The following is an 18,759-nucleotide window of genomic DNA, read 5'->3' as shown; positions in this document are numbered from 1 at the left end:
TCGATCAGTTCGGGCGGTTCGCCGATCTCGGCGCGAAACGGGACAGGATCTGGATCAGCGACATACAGCCCCAGGTGATGGCGAAGGCGATGATGGCAAGCGCCGCCGGCTCATAGGCGCGGTTGGCGCCAACGTTTTGCAGATAGGGGCCGAAGGCGGGCCGGTTGAGCAAGCTGGCCATGGTGAATTCGCCAATGACGATGGCGAAGGTAAGGAAGGCGCCCGACAGCACGGCGATCAGCACATTGGGCAGGATCACACGACCAATGATCGTGCCCCAACCGGCGCCAAGGATCTGCGCCGCTTCGGTCAGCGTCCTGACGTCGATGGTGCGCAGTCCGGTATCGACCGCGCGATACATGTAGGGCAGCGCCAGCATTGCATAGCCGATGACCAGCAAGGCATTTGTGCCCATGTCGGTCGCCAGGAACGGCAGCGGCGAATTCGAACCGTACATCCTGATATAGCCGAAGACGATGACGATCGCGGGAATGACCAGCGGCAGCAGCGTGATGAACTCTACGATCGGCCGCAGTTGCGGCAGGCGCAGTCGAATCCAGTAGGCGGCGGGCACCACGATCAACACGCCCAGAATGATGGTGAAGATGGCGGCAAGCACTGAGTAGCCAAAGGTCGCCTGAAAACGAGGGTCGCCAAGCACGATCTGATAGGCGTCGAAGGAATAAGCGCCGCGCCGCATGCGCAAGGAAAATTCCACCGTCGCGATCAGCGGAATGAAGAAATAGGCCGCGCCCAGCCCGAAGACGACCCAGGCCCAGAATTTTCCGGACTTCATTTCAGCCACCTCTCCGAGCGCGTCCGGAACCAGATGTAGAAGACATTGGCCAGCCCAGTGATGACGATCATGCCGAAGGCGATCGCATAGCCGAGATGGGCATTGTGCAGCACGTCACCGCGTATCTGCGCATAGAGCAGGATCGGCACGATGTTGAGTGAAGAGCCGGTCAGCGCATAGGCGGTGGCGATGGCGCCGAAGGCATTGGCGAAGAGCAGGATGACCGTGCCGAGGAAACTCGGCCAGATCACCGGGATGACCACCATGCGCCAGTATTGCGTCTGGGTGGCGCCAAGCGTCGCCGCAGCCTCGCCCCACTCCTTCTTCAAGCCGTCGATCGCCGGCGTGATGATGACCACCATTAGGGGAATCTGGAAATAGACATAGGTCAGCGTCAGGCCCCAGAACGACAGGATGTTGAAGCCGTGCGCGTAGATATTAAGACCGAAAAAAGTGTTCAGCATCACCGTGGCAAGGCCCAGCCGGCCGAGCGTGGCGATGAAGGCGAAGGCCAGCGGTACGCCGGCGAAATTGGAAGCCACGCCGGAGAATGTCAACGTCGCCGAACGTATCCACTCCGGCAGGCCGCCGCGCACGATGGCGATGGCGATGCCGAGACCTGCGAAGGCGCCGATCAGCGACGAGGAAAGGCTGACCTTGAGCGAGATCCAGTAGGCGGCGACAATCGATGGCTGCGCCAGTGCTGCTATGTTTTCGAACGTGAATTCGCCGGCATCGTTCTGGAATGCACCCAGCATCAGATAGAGCGTGGGTAGGATCAGGAACATGATGGCGAAGATGAAGAATGGCGCAACGCCGAGCCATTGCGTCGGCAGTCGCATTGCACGCGCCTCGCTGGGGGGCGCGGTCTTCCCGGCAACTGCGTGATCGGAAAGCGAGATATCTGTCATGCGCCGGCTACCGTCTCCGAGGAACACCGGGCGGCCGCGAGGCCGCCCGGTTGGTTTCAAGCCTTACTTGACGTTGGCGCCGACGACGGCATCCCAGTTCTTGGTGACGGCTTCCTTTGCCTTGCCCTGCTCGTCCAGCGTCGGGAACACCGCGGCAGCGTAAGCCTCGGCCGGCGGCAGCTTGGCCATCACGTCCGCCGGGAGCTTGCCGTTCTTGGCAAGATCGTTGAAGCGGATCGGGTGGCAATAGCCCTTCAGCCAGCCGATCTGGCCTTCGTCGGAGTAGAGATACTCCAGCCAGAGCTTGGCAGCGTTCGGATGCGGTGCGAAAGCACTGATCGCCTGCACATAGACGCCGGCAACGACACCGGTCTTGGGCACGACGACGTCGACGGGCGGATTGCCCTTCAGCGTGTCGCGACCGGCAAGTGCATTGTAATCCCAGGTCACCAGGATCGGCGTCTGGCCTTGTGCCAGGGTCGCCGGTTTGCCGATGACCGGCACGAAATTGCCGGCGGCGTTAAGCTTCTTGAAGAAGTCGAGACCAGCAGTGCCAGCAGCTTCGCCGGCAGCCGCACCACCGGAAATGCCGGCCGCGTAGACGGCCTGGATGGCCTGGTTCGAGGCGCGCGGGTCGCCGGCAAGCGCCACGGTGTTGGCGAATTCCGGCTTCAGCAGGTCAGCCCAGTCAGCAGGCGCTTCCTTGACGAGGTCCTTGTTCACCAGGAAGGATAGCACGCCATAGTAGTCGCCGGTCCAGTAACCATCGGCATCCTTGGCGCTGTCGGGGATCGAGTCCCAGGTCGACACTTTGTAGGGCTGGATCAGGCCGTCAGCCTTGGCGGTCGGGCCGAAGGACAGGCCAACGTCGATGACGTCGGGCGCCTGCGGGCCCTTGTTGTCCTTGTTGGCCTTGATCGCCTCGACCTCGTCGCCGGAGCCGGCATCGGGGTTGAGTTCGTTGATGGTGATCTCAGGATACTTTGCCTTGAAGCCGTCGATGACGGCGCCGTAGCCGCACCAGTCATGCGGCAGCGCGATGGTCGTGAGCTGGCCTTCCTTCTTCGCAGCGGCAACCAGTTCATCCATGGACTGGGCCGACGAGATAGCAGAGGTCGCCATGAGGGCGACGGCCGAAAGGGAAAGCACTTTCCCTGTGAACTTGAACATGTGTTCTCTCCGTTGAACTGGCGTCCTGGACGCCTGCGATGCGGTATCGGTTTCATATGACAGCCAGATGAAAGCTTTTTGAAACTGGCCCCCGGCGGTACGAAAAGTTAACTCTTTTTAACCGGCTGTAGCAATTAGCCTCTACTTAATTTCCCGGCTAAAGGTTTATTGCCTTGCTTTTTGCCCCCTTGCCCTTCCTTTCCCTTCGTTTTTAGATCACGTCCGGCGCAGAAACCGCCTCAGACAGTGCCGGCGATAGTGTTCTCGAGCAGCGTCAGCGCCGCCTTTTTGGTCAGCCTGACCGGGTTGCCGCCGGCGGTCGGATCGACCACCGCCATGTCGGCGATCAGCCCTTTGCGCTTCTTGTCCATGTCGAGCCCCTTGATCAGATCGGGCAGCGCATGCGGCACCTTCAATTCCTTGCGCAGCTTGATGATCGCTTTGGCAAAGCCGTCGAAGCCACCCTTGATGCCGCAATAGGCAGCGAGCCGGGCAATCCGCTCCTCGATGGAGTCGCGATTGAAGGCCAAGACATAGGGCATGAACACCGCATTCGTCATGCCGTGATGGGTGTCGTAGAGCGCGCCGATCGGATGCGACAGCGAGTGGATGGCGCCAAGACCCTTCTGGAAGGCGGCAGCACCCATGGCGGCCGCACTCATCATGTGCGCGCGCGCGACAAGGTCCTTGCCGTTGGCGTAGGCCTTGGGCAGGTTCTCGAACACCAGGCGCACACCTTCCACCGCAATGCCGTCGGCCATCGGGTGATAGCCCGGCGCGCAATAGGCTTCGAGGCAGTGCGCCAGCGCATCCATGCCGGTGCCGGCGGTGATGAAGCCGGGCATGCCGACCGACAGTTCCGGATCGGCAATGACGATTGCCGGCAAAAGCTTCGGATGGAAGATCACCTTCTTAGTGTGCGTCGCCTCATTGGTGATGACGCCGGCACGCCCGACTTCCGAGCCTGTGCCGGCAGTGGTCGGCACGGCTATGATCGGCGCGATGGCATCCGAATTGGCGCGCGTCCACCAGTCGCCGACATCCTCAAAGTCCCAGATCGGCCGCGTCTGGCCAGCCTGGAACGCGATCAGCTTGCCGAGATCGAGCGCTGAACCGCCGCCGAAGGCGATGACGCCGTCATGCTTGCCCTTCTTGAACACGGCGATCCCGGCGGTGAGGTTAGAATCGACCGGGTTCGGCTTCACCTCGGAGAACACGCCATAGGATACCTTGGCGTCGTCGAGGATTTTCAGCGTCGAAGCGACGACCGGCAGTTTCGCCAACCCCGGATCGGTGACGAATAGCGGCCGCTTAATGCCGGTGGCAGCGAGCACCTCAGGCAGTTCCTTGATGCGCCCGGCGCCGAAGCGGACGGTGGTCGGGTAGTTCCATTTGGAGATCAGCTTGGACATGTCTTGTCTTTCAAAAAATCAGATGGCTTCGCGCAGATGGAAGGATTTCGGCCGGGTCAGATTGTCGTAGCCGAGCGCCGAAAGGGCGACGCCTTTGCCGGTGTCCTTGACGCCGGTCCAGACCAGCGCCGGATCGAGGTAGTCGCAGCGGTTCATGAACACGGTGCCGGTCTCGACGCGGTCGCCGATCGCCACCGCATGCTCGATATCGCCGGTCCAGATCGAAGCGGTCAGCCCGTAGGGGCTGTCGTTCATCAGCGCGATCGCCTCCTCGTCGTTGCGCACCTTCATGATGCCGACGATCGGGCCAAAACTTTCCTCGCGCATGACGCTCATCTGGTGGTCGACGCCGGTCAGCACTTCCGGCGCCAGATAGGGCGAGCCGGCCTTGTCGTTAGCCACCTTCATATTGATGTGTGCGATTGCACCCTTGCGCAGCGCCTCGGCCTTCTGCTCGCGGATCAGGTCGGCAAAGCGCGCCTGCGCCATCGGCCCCATTGTCGTCGCCTGTTCTAGCGGATTGCCGACGGCATAATTCTTCGTCTCGGCGATGAAACCTTCGACGAACTGGTCGTAGACCTTCTCATGCACATAGACGCGCTCGATGCCGCAGCAGCACTGGCCGGAATTGTAGAAGGCGCCGTCGACCAGATTGGCCACCGCATGGTCGAGTTTGGCGTCGGGCAGCACATAGGCCGGATCCTTGCCGCCGAGTTCGAGCCCGAGCGTCATGAAGGTGCCGGCCGCCGCCTTCTCGATGGCGCGGCCGCCGCCGACCGAACCGGTGAAATTGACATGGTCGATCTTGCCCGAGCCGAGCAGCTTCTCGGTCTGGGCATGGTTCAGCACGACATTCTGGAACACGCCCTTGGGCAGCCCAACCTTGTCGAACGCCTGCTGGAACCGTTCGCCAACCAGCAGCGTCTGCGCCGCATGTTTGAGGATAACGGTATTGCCGGCCATCAGTGCCGGCACGATGGTGTTGACGGCGGTCAGATAGGGATAGTTCCACGGCGCGATCACCATGACGACGCCGAGCGGATCCTTCTTCACATAGCGTCGGAAGCCGTCCTTCGGGTTGGATGCCGGCACGGATTTCAGCGCGGCTTCAGCGATCTCGACCATGTAATTGGTGCGTTCCCTGACGCCGCCGAACTCGCCGCCATAGCGCACCGGTCGCCCCATCTGCCAGGCGATCTCCGGCACGATCTCGTCGGTCATCGCGACCAGCGCTTCGAGCATCGCCAGCATAAATTTGCCGCGCTCGACGATCGGCGTCAGCGCCCACTTCTCCTGCGCCGCCTTGGCGCGCTCGACCGCGGCATTGATCGCCTGGTCGGTCGCGATCGGCCGCTCGGCGTAAATCGAACCATCGATGGGCGATTTGAGTTTTACGGTTTCCAAAGGATACTCCAGTTTAGCAGGCTAGGGTGCGCAGATGGCCATTGCGGCCATAGCGAAGGATGGGCTCGTCACGCGTCACCAGAACCATGTCCAACGCTCTCGCACTTGCCATCAGTATCCGATCCATCGGATCACCATGAGGCGGACCGGGCAGGTTGGATGACGCAATCAGAATGGCTGGTGAGATAGCGCTGAGCTTTGCCGACATTCGCTCGATGAATCGCTCCACGAAGTCGAGTGGCGCCAATGGCAGATTGAGCCGGCCCTTGGCTACGCCAATTCCGATCTCCCATGCCGACATCGGCGAAAGATACAGACGGCCGTCATAGGCCGCTTCCGAAATCTCCCGGCTTGCGTGCGGATCGATCAGACTATCGTTGGCGACAAAGATCATCGCACATGTATCCAGAAGCAGGTTTGGCCCTTCGCTCATTTACGCACCGCAAGTTTGCCGTCACGCGCGTCAGCCTCACCGCCCAGATAGCCTCGGTCCCATGGCTCGTCATCGAAAGGTTTGGTGATATCAAATCCGGCTTCGATTGTTATTAGGCCCTTCATGAAACCAAAACCGGGGTGGCGATCCGCGCGCGCCTCCTTTGGCGCGGCAGGCACGCTACCACTGGGCGGCGTCGAAATGGGCACTTTGCGAACGCGGCGAAATACCAGTTTCCCACTCCCTATATTGACGGATTCGGTCTCGAACCCAGCCTCAAGCCACTCCCTTGTCATGGGATTGTTGCTCGGATTGTTGCTCCACCATGCAGGGTATTGCTTCGATGCGGGCAGCGGCAGATTGAGCACTCTCTCGATTTCGGCGAATGACATCGGAACGCGATCGACATTTTGGGCAATGAGAAAGTCCTTGAGCGGCGCATATTTGGACATTGCAAACTCCTCAATGTAGCGCACTGCAGTTTACAGGTACCATATGGTACTAACTTCACTACAGTGTCAACATTAAAGCTGTATAAAGTTTAATACCGCTCGAACCCCCTGTGCAGTTCCCAATCCGTAATGCGGCGGTCGTATTCGAATTGCTCCCACTTTGCGGTGTGGACATAATGTTCGAGCACATCGTCGCCGAGCGCCTGCTTCAGCATCTTCGACTTGGCCAGCGTCTCGGTGGCGTCGCGCAGCGTCTTCGGGATCTCCGGCAGGCGCGAGGCCTGGTAGGCATCGCCGACGAACGGCTTCTGCAGTTCGAGCTTCTCGTCGATGCCGGCAAGGCCGGCGGCGATCAGCGCCGCGAAAGCGAGATAGGGGTTCAGGTCGGCGCCGCCGATGCGGCATTCCATGCGGATGCCCTTGGTGCCCTCACCGCACAGGCGGAAGCCGGCGGTGCGGTTGTCCTCGCTCCACATGATCTTGGTCGGTGCGAAGGTGCCGGCCTGGAAGCGCTTGTAGGAGTTGATGTAGGGCGCCAGGAACCAGGTAAACTCCCTGGCATATTTCAGTTGCCCAGCCGCCCATTGCTGGCCAAGCGTGGACAAAGTCCAGTCCGCCTTCTTGTCGAAGAACAATGGCGTCTTGCCATCGGCGCTCCACAGCGAATTGTGGATGTGGCTGGAATTACCGGCGAGCCCGTAATTGTATTTCGACATGAAGGAAATCGACTTGCCTTCGGACTCGGCAATCTCCTTGGCGCCGTTCTTCAGGATGACGTGGCGGTCCGCCATGTCGAGCGCCTCGGCATAGCGCACATTGATCTCTTCCTGCCCCGGGCCCCATTCGCCCTTGGAGTTTTCGATCGGAATGCCCGCCGCTTCCATCTCGTTGCGAAGCCGGCGCATGACGCCTTCTTCCTTGGTGGTGATGCCGATCTGGTAGTCGCCGATATAGGGCGACGCGGTGTCGAGCCCCTGCCAGTGCTTCTTGCGGGCGGAATCGTAGGTCTCGTTGAACAGGTAGAATTCGAGCTCGGAGGCGAAGTAGCCGATATAGCCGCGTTCGGTGAGCCGCTTGACCTGCTTTTTCAGCATCGCGCGCGGCGAATGCGGAAGGTCGTCATGGGTGTGGTGGTCGAGCACGTCGCAGATCACCAGCGCGGTCTTTTCCAGCCACGGAATCCGCCGCAGCGTCGCAAGGTCCGGCTTCATGACGAAGTCGCCATAGCCCTTCGACCAGCTTGCCGCCTTGTAGCCCGGCACCGGCTCCATATCGATGTCGGCGGCGAGCAGATAGTTGCAGCCATGCGTCTCGTCATGAGCAGAATCCACAAAGTACTGCGCCAGGAAACGCTTTCCCGCGAGCCGCCCCTGCATGTCGACGATGCAGGCCAGCACCGTGTCGATCTCGCCACTGGAGACCGCTTTCTTCAACTGATCGAACGAGAAATTTCCGGCCATTCCTTTGGCACTCCAGCTAGCCGCTTTGGGCTTGTCACTTTGAAAGGGAAAAAGCCGTGGCTATCGAACTCGCCACGGCTTTGATTGTTGCTCAGGCAGATTCGCCGACAGCCTTTTCAGCGGCTGCAATGATCGCCTTGCGCTTGGCGATTGCCGCCTCGCCGATTGGCGGACCCTGGAAACGCCGGTTTTCAGTGGCGAACCAAAGAATTGCCAGGATGATGGCGAAGCCAACCGAATAGTACCACAGGCCCGGCACGAAGCTTGTGGCGGCAACCGGCGGATTGGCGGCAGCGTCGCCCGGTGTGCCGGGGATCGACACGACGAAGGCATGACCACCGATCGTGACCAGGACGGTTCCGATCATGACAATGACCGCGAAGACTTTTGACAAACCGCCCAGACGGAAGCTGCCAAAGGTGGTCCAGGTTTTTCCTTCGGCAAAGAAACCCGCAACAATCGGCATTGCATATGAAATGTAGAGATACATAGCGCAGCCGGTCGAGAGCGCGGCAAAGGCATTGAGTGGCGTCGTCACGGCGGTCAACACGACCGCCATGATGGCGGAGAACCAGATCGCCGCCACCGGCGTGCGATATGTCGGGCTGACCGAGCTCAGCAGGCCCGAGAATGGCAAGCCACCATCACGCGCAAACGCATAGATCATCCGTGATGTGGACGTCACGGCGGCTAATGCGCAGAGGAAGTTGGAAATGATCACACCGATCAGCATCAACTTGCCGATAAACGACGTCATGATGGCTGCGATGAAGAGATTGTTGAAGGAACTCCAGCCGGAGGCGGCGGCGGCATTCAGATCCGGGATGGCCATGATCATGACAAGGATCAGCACAAAACCGAACACGCCGGACCAGAAGACTGAATGCAGCATGCCCTTGTGCACCGTGTCGCGCGCATTGACTGTTTCTTCCGCCGTGTGTGCGGACGCGTCAAAGCCGGTAATGGTGAACAGCGGATAGAGAAGGCCGATGATGATCGCCATCAATGGACCGGTTTGCGGGGAAACGCCACCACCAGAAGCCCCGGTGTTGTTTACGAAGGTGAACGCCTTGCCGATGTCCAGGCTTGGCGCCGCCATCAGAAACATGATGATAAGGATGACGGTGACCCCGAGGATCAGGTAGCCGGAGAAATCCGTCAGTATGGTCGTCAGCCTGATGCCGAAATGGTTCAGCAGGGCTTGCGCCGCGGTGATGACGGCGACCGATAGAATTTGCGTCCCCATCCCCCAGCCGGAGACGTCCCAGCCGAGTACCGAACCGAAGAACAGATCACGCGTGATGAGATAGAGAAACACATTCACGGCCGGGATGACGAACAGCAGTCCCAGCAGATTGACGTAGGCCGTTGCCCAACCCCAGAACCGGCCGCCCAGGATTGACGACCAGTGATACAGGCTGCCTGCCGTCGGGTAGGCTGACGCGATCTGGCCAAGACAGGCCGCAACGACAAGCGCATACGCGCTGCCGATGATCCAGCCGATGGTCAGTGAGAATGGACCGCCCGTCGAAAGCGCGATCGGGAATGATCCAAACCCGCCGGACAGGATGCAGATGATCGAAAACGAGATCGCAAAGCTTTGGAATGCTCCCATGCGCCGCGATAGTTCCTGGGCGTAGCCCATGCTGTGAAGGACCTTCACGTCCTCCGATGTGTCCGTGTGTATCGGTGCTGCCATTTGAAGTCCCCTTTTTAACGTTCTTAGCTGGCCGATTGAACTGACTTTCCCATTGCTTGTCGCCGGGAACCCTTGGCCTCCTCGGGTTCCAGGTCAGAAAAAATGCCTGTGAGCAGATCCGCCCATTTCCGCTGCCCGGTCTCGCCGGAAATCTCGTCGTTGCGGATTTCGATCATCGCGCAGGCAAGGCCGCGCGAGCGTGCATGGCGCTCCAAAGTGAAATAGACGCGGTCGGCCGGCGAATAGGGCTCGTTGATGCCGACAGTGACGCCGGAGAGCCGCTGCAGCGCCGCTATCAGCGGCGACGCCAGCCGGCGGTCGTCATCATGGATGATGCCGATATGCCAAGGCCGGTTCTTGCCCTTGTAGACCGGCGTGAAGGAATGCACCGACACCAGCCGGGTGTCCTGCCCACGCGCCTGCCGGTCGTCGATGATCGATGCGATCGTGTCGTGGAACGGCCGCCACGACAAAGCGATGCGCTCGGCGCGCTCACTGTCCGACAGGCCGGCATTGCCCGGAATGGCCGTCGTCTCGCTGACCGGCGGCACCAGGTCCGGTGCCTCGAGCGGACGGTTGCAGTCGATTATCAGGCGCGAGATGCGGGTTTCGATGAGCGTCGCATCGAGGGCGGTCGCGATGCGGCGCGCCACCGGCAGCGCGCCGGGGTCCCAGGCGATGTGGCGGGAGAGGTCCTCGGCCGGCAGGCCAAGCGTGCCGAATTCGGACGGCAGGAAGTTGGAAGCGTGGTCGCAGGTCAGCACGAAAGGGCTGGACCCGCCGGGGTTCGTCACCCCTACGGTATCAGACGATGCAAGGCTGGCGGGCCGTGCTCTCTCCATAGTCTGCCGTCCCCTGGGGAGCGCTGTATCTTATGTTACGTATTTTGCCTCATTGCGTCCCTGTGGATGATTTCATACAGTTTGTCCGGCTTTGTCAAACGCGATTTCGGGGAAGCGGTCTGGACGGGCTCAGGGGTGGGGAAAACGATGATTTCCAGCATTGCCGAACTGATTTCGGACCGCATCGGCACGATGCCGGCCGGCGAGCGCCGCGCCGCGCAGACACTGATTGCGAACTATCCGCTGATCGGGCTGAAGACGGTCGCCGAGTTCTCGACCGCCGCCGGCGTATCGTCGCCGACCATCCTGCGCTTTGTCTCCAGGCTGGGGTTCCAGAACTATCCCGAATTCCAGTCGGCGCTGCAGGACGAACTGGCGGCGCAATTGCAGTCGCCGGCATCGCGCACGCTCAACCCGGCCTCCCCAAGCGGTGCAGTATCGCCAATGCTGGAGGCGACGCTGGACAATATGCGCGAGACCTTCAGGCATCTCTCCGACAGACAGCTTGCCGACATCGCCGCAAGGCTTGCCGACCGGCGCGGCAAGACATTCCTGATCGGCGGCCGCTTCACCGATCCGTTGGCACGCTACATGGCCGCCCATCTCGCCATCATCCAGCCCGATGTCTATCACCTTGCCGGCCAGGAGAGCATCTGGCGCGACCGGCTGATCGACATGGGCAAGCGCGACGTGCTGGTGATCTTCGACATCAGGCGCTATCAGGACAGTCTGGTCCGCTTTGCCCAGACCGCGCATCAGCGCGGCGTTCAGATCGTGCTGTTCACCGACCAGTGGCTATCGCCGATCGCCCGCTTCGCCCGCCATGTCATTGCCGGACGCACCGCCGTGCCTTCGGCGTGGGACTCTTCGGCCGCTCTGTTCGTTGTCGCCGAGACGCTGATCGGCGCCGTCACCAGGCAGCTCGAGGCCGACAGCGCCAGGCGCATCCGCGACCTCGAAAGCCTGCGCTGACACGTTCAATCCCCGCCGCAGGTGCGCAAAATTACGCAGATTTAATGTGCATGGAAGCGGCAGAATTGCCATAAAGCCATGATATTGCGGCCGCTTCGCACATACCGGGTGCGTCGCTGCGCGTTTTTTTGCTTGGCGAAACCGGTAGACGTTTTGCCAACCGGAGTGTCGATGGTCGCCTGGAAACAGATCGTTTTTGCGCTTGTGATCCTGGTCGCGGCTGTCCTCGCCTGGGCGCGATTCTTCCCGGGCGCGCCGGAGGTTCTGGCACGCTGGGGCATCGACTGGACCTATGCTTCGGCGCCCGCCACAACCGGCGCGGTCGACACGACGAAACAGGCAGGCGGTCGCAACGCTGCCGGCCGGCCGGCAAATGTCGTTGCCTTGCCGGCGGGCACGGCCACCATCAACGATCGCCTGCAGGCGATCGGCACCGGCCGCGCCAATGCCTCGGTGACGGTCAACCCGTACAGCTCCGGCCGGCTGGTTGAATTCCTCGTCCAGTCCGGTACCCGCGTCGACAAGGGGCAGATCATCGCTGTTCTCGATTCCGAGACCGAGGTGATCTCGCAGGATCGTGCCAAGCTCGCCTTGCAGGATGCCCAGGACAAGCTCGAGCGGGTGAAATCATTGAGGGCCTCCAACGCCGCGACCCCGGTCGCCGTCGCCGATGCCCAAGTGGTGCTGGCCGGCGCCAAACTGGCGCTGCAGGATGCCGAACTCGCCTTGCAGCGTCGTTCGATCGTCGCCCCTATCGCCGGCACGGTCGGCATCCTGCCGATATCGGCCGGCAATTACGTCACCAGCCAGTCGGCGATCGCCACGCTTGACGACCGCTCCTCCATCCTGGTCGATTTCCTGGTGCCCGAGCGCTTCGCCGCCGCCGTCAAGGTCGGCGCGCAACTGTCGGCGACGCCGATCGCCAATCCGAGCAAGGCCTATACCGGCACTGTGTCGGCCATCGACAACCACATCGACGAAAAGAGCCGCACTCTGCTGGTCAAGGCTGCAATCGCCAATCCAGCGGATTCGCTGCGCGCCGGCATGTCGTTCGGCATCACCATGCGCTTCCCCGGCGACACCTACCCGGCCGTCAGCCCGCTGGCGATCCTGTGGGGTTCCGACGGCGCCTATGTCTGGCAGATCGAGGACGGCAAGGCCAGGCGCGTTCCCGTGCGCATCATCCAGCGCAACACCGAGACGGTGCTGATCGACGCCGAGATCGAGGATGGCGACATGGTTGTGACCGAGGGCACCCAGAGCGTCAGCGAAGGCGGCGCGGTCCGCATCGCCGGCCAGGATCAGCGCGCCGCGGACGCGGCCGAAGGCTCATGACCGCGCCTGTCAGCACCGCCAGCGAAACCGGCTTCACCGCTCTCTTCATCCGCAGGCCGGTCATGGCCTTCGTGCTGAACACGCTGATCGCAGTGGCCGGCCTTGCCGCTTTCTACGGCGTCGAAATCCGCGAACTGCCCGATGTCGACCGCGCCGTGGTCACCGTGTCGACGGCCTTCGAGGGTGCCGCCGCCGAAACCGTCGACCGTGAACTGACCGACACCATCGAGGGCGCGGTCGCCCGCGTCTCCGGCGTCAAGTCGATCTCGTCGACCTCTTCCTTCGGCCAGAGCCGCGTCACCATCGAGTTCAACGATGGCGTCGATTTGAACGTCGCCGCCTCCGACGTGCGCGACGCGGTCGGCCGTGTCGCCAACATGATACCGGAGACCGCCGACCCGCCGCGCATCGTCAAGGCCGATGCCAATTCCGATGCCGTGATGCGACTGGCCGTCACCTCCGACACCATGTCGGTGCAGGACATGACGGTGATCGTCCAGGACCAGATCGAGGACGAACTGGCTGCCGTGCCTGGCGTCGCCGACGTTCAGGTCTATGGCGACCGCGACAAGATCTTCCGCATCGATGTCGACCAGAACAAGCTCGCCAGCCTCGGCTTCACTGTCGCCGATCTGAGGGCAGCGCTTGCCTCGGTCGCTTTCGATTCACCAGCCGGTTCGATCACCACCACCAACCAGGATCTCATCGTCCGCACCACGGCCGATGTGACGACGCCGGAAGAATTCGAAAACATCATCATCGGCGGCACGACGCGCATCCGCGACGTCGCCACCGTCACGCTCGGTCCCGACATCGGCCAGACCTCGTTGCGCTCCGACGGCAAGACCGGCATTGGCCTTGGCATCATCCGCCAGGCGGAATCGAACACGCTGGATATTTCCACCGGAGTGAAGGCAGCCGTCGCCAAGCTGCAGGAAAACCTGCCCAAGGGCATGTCGATCAAGATCACCAGCGACGACGCAGTCTTCGTCAACGGCGCCGTGCACGAGGTCGAGATCGCGCTCGGCCTGTCGATCTCCATGGTGCTGATCGTCATCTACATCTTCCTGCTCGACTGGCGCGCGACGCTGATCCCTGGTCTGTCAATGCCGGTCGCCATGATTGGCACCATCGCCGCCATCTATCTCGCCGGCTTCTCCATCAACATCCTGACGCTTCTGGCGCTGGTGCTGGCAACCGGCCTTGTCGTCGACGACGCCATCGTCGTTCTGGAAAACATCGTGCGACGGCGCAACGAAGGCATGGGGCCTCGTGCCGCCGCCGTGCTCGGCGCCCAGGAAGTGTTCTTCGCCGTCATCGCCACGACGCTGACGCTCGTTGCCGTTTTCGTGCCGATCTCCTTCCTGCCGGGACAGACCGGCGGCCTGTTTCGCGAATTCGGCTTCGTCCTCGCCATGTCGGTGCTGCTCTCCTGCGTGGTGGCGCTGACGCTGTGCCCGATGCTGGCCTCGCGCATGTTGACCGGCGCATCGCTCCACCATGAAGGCGGTCACGGCATTGGCGCGCACATGGGCGGTGCGCTGAACGCGGCCTACAAACGCGCCCTGCATGCCTGCCTTGGCGCGCCGTGGATCGTGCTGCTGGTCGCGGTGCTGTTTGCAGGCATCGCCTTCATGCTGTTCGGCACTATCCGCCAGGAGCTGACGCCGAGCGAGGACCGCGCCGTCGTGCTTCTGCGCATCAACGCGCCGCAAGGCGTCAGCCTCGACTACACCACCCAGCAAATGCAGAAGATCGAGCGGCTGATCCAGCCGCTGCGCGATTCCGGCGAGATCGTCTCGACCTTCGAAAATGCCGGCCAGAACGGCGCCTATAATTCAGGCTTCATGGTTATGACGCTGGCGCCGTGGGACGAGCGCACGCGCAGCCAGCAGGAGATCATGGCGCAGATAAGCCAGCTGACCCGGCAGGTGCCATCCGTGCGCATCTTCCCGGTGCAGGCCAATAGCCTCGGCATTCGCGGCGCCGGCAACGGCCTGCAATTCGCGCTGGTCGGCAACGACCGCAAGGCGCTCGGCGACGCGGCGGTGAAGATCATCGCCCGGATGCAGGCCGATCCGCGCTTCCAGACGCCGCGGCTTTCCATCGACCCGACGCAGCCGCAGTTGGCGGTGGCCATCGACCGCGAGCGCGCCTCCGATCTCGGCATCGACATATCGGGGCTCGCCAACACCTTGCAGGCGATGCTCGACGGCAACGATGTCGTCGATGTCTACATCGCCGACCGCAGCTATGGCGTGAAGCTGGTCTCGACCACCAACCCGATCAATGATCCGACCGATCTGGAAAACATCTTCCTGAAGACCGCCGACGGCCGCTTCGTGCCGATGTCGACCATCGCCACGCTGACCGAGCGCGCCGTGCCGCCGTCGCTGACCCGCGAACAGCAGCAGCCTTCGGTGGCGATCACCTCGAACCTGAACGGCAATTTCGCACTGGGTGACGCGCTCGGCGTTGCCGAGCAGATCGCCGCCCCGCTGCTGCCGCCGGGCAGCCACGTCCTGCCGCTGGCCGAAGCCGCGACGCTCGGCGAGACCAACAGCGCCATGATCACCATTTTCGGCTTCGCGCTGGTCATCATCCTCCTGGTGCTTGCCGCCCAGTTCGAAAGCTTCGTCAGCGCCGTCATCATCATGGCGACGGTCCCGCTCGGCCTTGCCTGCGCAATCTTTGCGCTGCTTTTGTCAGGCACCAGCCTCAATGCCTACAGCCAGATCGGCCTCGTGCTTCTGGTCGGCGTCATGGCCAAGAACGGCATCCTCATCGTCGAATTCGCCAACCAGCTGCGCGACCGCGGCCTCGGCGTGCGCGAGGCGATCGAGCAGGCCTCGATCATCCGCCTGCGGCCGGTGATGATGACGATGATCTGCACCATCCTCGGCGGGGTCCCGCTGGTGCTGGCCGCCGGCGCCGGTGCCGAAGCGCGCATCGCGCTCGGCTGGGTCATCGTCGGCGGGCTGGGTCTCGCCACCGTCTCGACGCTTTTCCTGACCCCGGTCGCCTACCTCCTGCTCGGCCGCTTCGTCACGCCGAAGACGCATGAGGAAGCGAGGCTGAAGCGGGAGCTTGAGGAAGCGGCGTACGCCAATGTCGAGCCGGCGGAGTAGCTCCGCTTACCCTCCCCTTGTGGGGAGGGTCGGACCGCAGGTCCGGGTGGGGGTGCAGCGCCAACTAACGTCGGTCCAGCGCTCCCGCGAATAACAGAGGTGGAGCCAAGACCCCCACCCCGACGAACGAGCAAAATTGCTCTTTCGTCGACCCTCCCCACAAGGGGAGGGTAGAAAGTCACGGCCTAATAAACACCTTCCCGTTCGGCTTGGCCAGCTCCGCCGGGGCCTTCGCCATCGCCTCATCCAGCGGTAGCACCGCCGTCACGTCGGTTGACCAGCGCCCATCCGAAAAGCGCTTCTGTGCTTCCATGATCGCCGGGCCGCGCTTGTCGCGGAACTGGCGCATCCATTCGACCAGCCAGAAGCCTTCAATGTGCTTGTGTTGGAAGATCATCTGGCCGGGCTCACGGATGACAGTGGTGTCCGGATCGAGCCGTCCATAGATGATCCAGCGCGAGCGCTTCGGCATGGCGTCGAAGATCGCCGAGGCCAGCGGCCCGGTCACGGCATCGAGGAAGATGCGCGGCTGCTCGGCCTTGACCACATCGCGTAGTGCTGCCTTGAAATCCGGCGCCTTCTCGTTGAGCACATGGGCAGCCCCGATCTCCTTCAACAGCGGAATCTGCTCGTCGCGGCGCACGGTGACGATCGGCCGGAACCCAGCCTCCTTGGCGAGACCCGCGATCAGCTTGCAAAGCTGGCTGGCACCGGCGGTCATGATGAAGGCTTTTTCGCCCGTCTCCTTGACGATGTCGAACATGGCGAGCGCCGTGAGCGGGTTGACGATCATCGCCGCGCCATCCTCGTCGCGGACCGTGTCGAGCAGCGGAATGCAGCCGGCAGCTTCGGCAACTGCATAGTCCGCCCACGCGCCCCAATTGGTGACGCCGGTGGTGAAGGCGATGCGCTTGCCGATCAGGCTTTTCGCATAGGGCTCGTCGCCGCTGGCAACGACCGTGCCGACACCCTCGAAGCCGGCCGGCTGGCCCTTGGCGCGCGGCTGACCGTACTGGCCCTTGATGAACATGACGTCGGACGGGTTGATCGAGGCGAGGCTGACCTTGATCAGAACCTGGCTCGGTCCGGGCGTCGGCACGCCGATGCTGCCAAGCTTGAGGTACGGCTCCATCGCCTCCAGCGCACTGCCGGAGGGCGTCCTGGTGTAGCCGTCGCCGGTCAGCAGCAGTGCTTTCATGTCTGAGGGGATCGCCATGGCGGGGCTCCTTACAGTTTGAGGATGAGCTTGCCGGATGCGCCACGGCCAAGCACGCGCGTCACCACGGCGGCGGCATCGGCCAGCGGATAAGTGCCTTCGATGGCCGGCCGAACCTTGCCGGCGAGATGCCAGCCGACCAGCGCCTTCAGATTGTCGGCATGGACGATCTGGTCGAGCGGCGCGAAATCGCGGGCGATAATGGCCTTCATCCGCTCAGACCTTTTCCTGCGTGTATTTCCTGAGCTCCGTACGCGCCACCTGCCGGCGGTGCACCGCGTCCGGCCCGTCGGCAAGGCGCAGGGTTCGCAGATGCGTCCATGAGCGTGCCAGCGGCGTGTCCTGGCTGATGCCTTGCGCCCCGAACATCTGCACCGCCTCGTCGGTGACCTTGAGCGCGACGCGCGGTGCGATGACCTTGATCTGGCTGATCCAGGGCGCGGCTGCGCGCGCATCGCCCTGGTCGATCATCCACGCCGCCTTGAGGCAGAGCAGCCGCGCCATCTCGATCTCCATGCGGCATTCGGCGATGATATCGAAATTGGCGCCGAGCCTGGCCAAGGGCTGGCCGAAGGCCTCGCGGCGCACCGAGCGCTGGCACAGCAGCTCCAGCGCCATTTCGGCCTGGCCGATGGCGCGCATGCAATGATGGATGCGGCCGGGGCCAAGCCGCCCCTGCGCGATCTCGAACCCCCTGCCCTCGCCGAGGATCAGGTTTCCCGCCGGCACCCTGACATTGTCGAAGCGAAGATGCATGTGGCCGTGTGGCGCGTCGTCATCGCCATAGACCTGCATCGGTCGCAGCTTGGTCACGCCCTTGGTACCGGACGGCACCAGGATCATCGAATGGCGGCGGTGCTGCGTCTCGGCTTCGCCGGTGCGAACCATGACAATGTAGATGGCGCAGCGCGGGTCCCCGGCCCCCGACGCCCACCATTTCTCGCCGTTGAGTACATAGTCGCCGCCTTGCTTTTCGCAGCGCATGGCGATGTTGGTGGCGTCGGAGGAGGCGACATCCGGCTCCGTCATCAGATAGGCCGAGCGGATTTTCCCCTCGAGCAGCGGCGCCAGCCATGCCTGCTTGTGGTCCTCCGAGCCATAGCGCTCCAGCACCTCCATATTGCCGGTGTCGGGCGCCGAGCAATTGAAGGTCTCCGCGCCGAGATGCGCCTTGCCCATCTCCTCGGCGAGATAGGCATATTCGACGGTTGACAGCCCATAGCCGCGCTCGGAGCCGGTCAGCCAGAAATTCCACAGGCCGCGATCCTTGGCCGTTTTCTTCAACCCTTCGAGGATCTCGGTCTGCCGCGCGGTGTAGACCCAGCGGTCGCCGCCCTTGCCGACCTCGCTCAAAAACTCATGATCGAGCGGCATGATCTCGTCGCACACCATGGCGGCGACACGGGCGTGGATCGGCTTCAGCCGCTCGGTCATGCCGAGATTCATGTCGCTCATCGCTCGCTAACCCTTCACGCTGCCCGGACATTTATCCGTGGCAAGGATGACCGTACTTCGGATAGCCTTGTCAA

The 18,759-nt window shown here is 62.5% G+C and carries 16 protein-coding genes; 3 read left to right on the top strand and 13 right to left on the bottom strand.

Going from position 1 to position 18,759, the window contains the following annotated elements; genetic code table 11:
• Positions 1-4 precede the first annotated feature (4 nt).
• The 10 genes from NKL04_RS31160 to NKL04_RS31115 all read right to left on the bottom strand — a co-directional run bounded on the left by NKL04_RS31160 (position 5) and on the right by NKL04_RS31115 (position 10,579).
• Positions 5-796, bottom strand: coding sequence for an ABC transporter permease (locus tag NKL04_RS31160; RefSeq protein ID WP_023671171.1), 792 nt, complete (start codon positions 794-796; stop codon positions 5-7).
• Entirely contained in the window at positions 793-1,707 is a 915-nt protein-coding gene (locus NKL04_RS31155; protein ID WP_023817252.1) for an ABC transporter permease, read from the bottom strand. The genes NKL04_RS31160 and NKL04_RS31155 overlap by 4 nt, the downstream gene beginning before the upstream one ends.
• Before the next feature lie 63 nt (positions 1,708-1,770).
• Positions 1,771-2,877, bottom strand: coding sequence for an ABC transporter substrate-binding protein (locus tag NKL04_RS31150; protein WP_023671169.1), 1,107 nt, complete (start codon positions 2,875-2,877; stop codon positions 1,771-1,773).
• Between the two features lie 239 nt (positions 2,878-3,116).
• Complete coding sequence (locus NKL04_RS31145) at positions 3,117-4,289, bottom strand: iron-containing alcohol dehydrogenase (protein ID WP_023683212.1); 1,173 nt, start codon at positions 4,287-4,289, stop codon at positions 3,117-3,119.
• Between the two features lie 18 nt (positions 4,290-4,307).
• Positions 4,308-5,693 (bottom strand): aldehyde dehydrogenase family protein, encoded by a 1,386-nt coding sequence (locus tag NKL04_RS31140; protein WP_023701010.1) that lies wholly within the window; start codon positions 5,691-5,693, stop codon positions 4,308-4,310.
• Positions 5,694-5,706: 13 nt separating this feature from the next.
• Positions 5,707-6,126 (bottom strand): type II toxin-antitoxin system VapC family toxin, encoded by a 420-nt coding sequence (locus NKL04_RS31135; protein ID WP_023804693.1) that lies wholly within the window; start codon positions 6,124-6,126, stop codon positions 5,707-5,709.
• Complete coding sequence (locus NKL04_RS31130) at positions 6,123-6,578, bottom strand: DUF7662 domain-containing protein (RefSeq protein WP_023686443.1); 456 nt, start codon at positions 6,576-6,578, stop codon at positions 6,123-6,125. The genes NKL04_RS31135 and NKL04_RS31130 overlap by 4 nt, the downstream gene beginning before the upstream one ends.
• Before the next feature lie 89 nt (positions 6,579-6,667).
• The gene (locus NKL04_RS31125; RefSeq protein ID WP_023701008.1) at positions 6,668-8,038 is read right to left on the bottom strand and encodes a glutamine synthetase family protein; all 1,371 of its coding nucleotides are present in this window, start codon (positions 8,036-8,038) and stop codon (positions 6,668-6,670) included.
• A gap of 91 nt (positions 8,039-8,129) precedes the next feature.
• Positions 8,130-9,683, bottom strand: a complete 1,554-nt coding sequence (locus NKL04_RS31120; protein WP_245271391.1) for an amino acid permease — start codon at positions 9,681-9,683, stop codon at positions 8,130-8,132.
• Between the two features lie 77 nt (positions 9,684-9,760).
• Positions 9,761-10,579: an N-formylglutamate amidohydrolase gene (locus NKL04_RS31115; protein WP_023701006.1), complete on the bottom strand. Its 819-nt coding sequence runs from the start codon at positions 10,577-10,579 to the stop codon at positions 9,761-9,763.
• 147 nt (positions 10,580-10,726) lie between these two features.
• On the opposite strand from NKL04_RS31115, the gene NKL04_RS31110 reads away from it, so the two are divergent.
• The 3 genes from NKL04_RS31110 to NKL04_RS31100 all read left to right on the top strand — a co-directional run bounded on the left by NKL04_RS31110 (position 10,727) and on the right by NKL04_RS31100 (position 16,014).
• Entirely contained in the window at positions 10,727-11,551 is an 825-nt protein-coding gene (locus tag NKL04_RS31110) for a MurR/RpiR family transcriptional regulator (RefSeq protein ID WP_023671160.1), read from the top strand.
• Between the two features lie 171 nt (positions 11,552-11,722).
• Complete coding sequence (locus NKL04_RS31105; RefSeq protein WP_023751351.1) at positions 11,723-12,886, top strand: efflux RND transporter periplasmic adaptor subunit; 1,164 nt, start codon at positions 11,723-11,725, stop codon at positions 12,884-12,886.
• A complete protein-coding gene (locus NKL04_RS31100) occupies positions 12,883-16,014 on the top strand; it encodes an efflux RND transporter permease subunit (protein WP_023701004.1) in 3,132 nt (1,043 codons plus the stop codon). The genes NKL04_RS31105 and NKL04_RS31100 overlap by 4 nt, the downstream gene beginning before the upstream one ends.
• 178 nt (positions 16,015-16,192) lie before the next feature.
• Here the strand turns inward: NKL04_RS31100 and NKL04_RS31095 are convergent, their stop codons facing one another.
• The 3 genes from NKL04_RS31095 to NKL04_RS31085 are packed head-to-tail and all read right to left on the bottom strand — an operon-like array spanning position 16,193 to position 18,685.
• Positions 16,193-17,230: a zinc-binding dehydrogenase gene (locus tag NKL04_RS31095; RefSeq protein ID WP_023691846.1), complete on the bottom strand. Its 1,038-nt coding sequence runs from the start codon at positions 17,228-17,230 to the stop codon at positions 16,193-16,195.
• An 11-nt stretch (positions 17,231-17,241) separates the two neighbouring features.
• Positions 17,242-17,526 carry a zinc-binding dehydrogenase gene (locus NKL04_RS31090; protein ID WP_198029303.1) on the bottom strand — a complete coding sequence of 95 codons (285 nt, stop codon included), beginning with the start codon at positions 17,524-17,526 and terminating at the stop codon, positions 17,242-17,244.
• Complete coding sequence (locus NKL04_RS31085) at positions 17,447-18,685, bottom strand: acyl-CoA dehydrogenase family protein (protein ID WP_023701002.1); 1,239 nt, start codon at positions 18,683-18,685, stop codon at positions 17,447-17,449. Before NKL04_RS31085 ends, NKL04_RS31090 begins: the two co-directional genes overlap by 80 nt.
• Positions 18,686-18,759 lie beyond the last annotated feature (74 nt).

Origin of the sequence: Mesorhizobium sp. C264A (genome assembly GCF_040324515.1) — a bacterium.
GTDB lineage: Bacteria > Pseudomonadota > Alphaproteobacteria > Rhizobiales > Rhizobiaceae > Mesorhizobium.
This window is presented reverse-complemented; position numbering and strand designations above follow the sequence as displayed.

Bases quoted from the DNA above. Each gene is read 5' to 3' on its own strand.
- NKL04_RS31160 (WP_023671171.1), bottom strand. From the start codon at position 796: ATGAAGTCCGGAAAATTCTGGGCCTGGGTCGTCTTCGGGCTGGGCGCG.
- NKL04_RS31155 (WP_023817252.1), bottom strand. From the start codon at position 1,707: ATGACAGATATCTCGCTTTCCGATCACGCAGTTGCCGGGAAGACCGCG.
- NKL04_RS31150 (WP_023671169.1), bottom strand. From the start codon at position 2,877: ATGTTCAAGTTCACAGGGAAAGTGCTTTCCCTTTCGGCCGTCGCCCTC.
- NKL04_RS31145 (WP_023683212.1), bottom strand. From the start codon at position 4,289: ATGTCCAAGCTGATCTCCAAATGGAACTACCCGACCACCGTCCGCTTC.
- NKL04_RS31135 (WP_023804693.1), bottom strand. From the start codon at position 6,126: ATGAGCGAAGGGCCAAACCTGCTTCTGGATACATGTGCGATGATCTTT.
- NKL04_RS31130 (WP_023686443.1), bottom strand. From the start codon at position 6,578: ATGTCCAAATATGCGCCGCTCAAGGACTTTCTCATTGCCCAAAATGTC.
- NKL04_RS31125 (WP_023701008.1), bottom strand. From the start codon at position 8,038: ATGGCCGGAAATTTCTCGTTCGATCAGTTGAAGAAAGCGGTCTCCAGT.
- NKL04_RS31120 (WP_245271391.1), bottom strand. From the start codon at position 9,683: ATGGGCTACGCCCAGGAACTATCGCGGCGCATGGGAGCATTCCAAAGC.
- NKL04_RS31115 (WP_023701006.1), bottom strand. From the start codon at position 10,579: ATGGAGAGAGCACGGCCCGCCAGCCTTGCATCGTCTGATACCGTAGGG.
- NKL04_RS31110 (WP_023671160.1), top strand. From the start codon at position 10,727: ATGATTTCCAGCATTGCCGAACTGATTTCGGACCGCATCGGCACGATG.
- NKL04_RS31105 (WP_023751351.1), top strand. From the start codon at position 11,723: ATGGTCGCCTGGAAACAGATCGTTTTTGCGCTTGTGATCCTGGTCGCG.
- NKL04_RS31100 (WP_023701004.1), top strand. From the start codon at position 12,883: ATGACCGCGCCTGTCAGCACCGCCAGCGAAACCGGCTTCACCGCTCTC.
- NKL04_RS31095 (WP_023691846.1), bottom strand. From the start codon at position 17,230: ATGGCGATCCCCTCAGACATGAAAGCACTGCTGCTGACCGGCGACGGC.
- NKL04_RS31085 (WP_023701002.1), bottom strand. From the start codon at position 18,685: ATGAGCGACATGAATCTCGGCATGACCGAGCGGCTGAAGCCGATCCAC.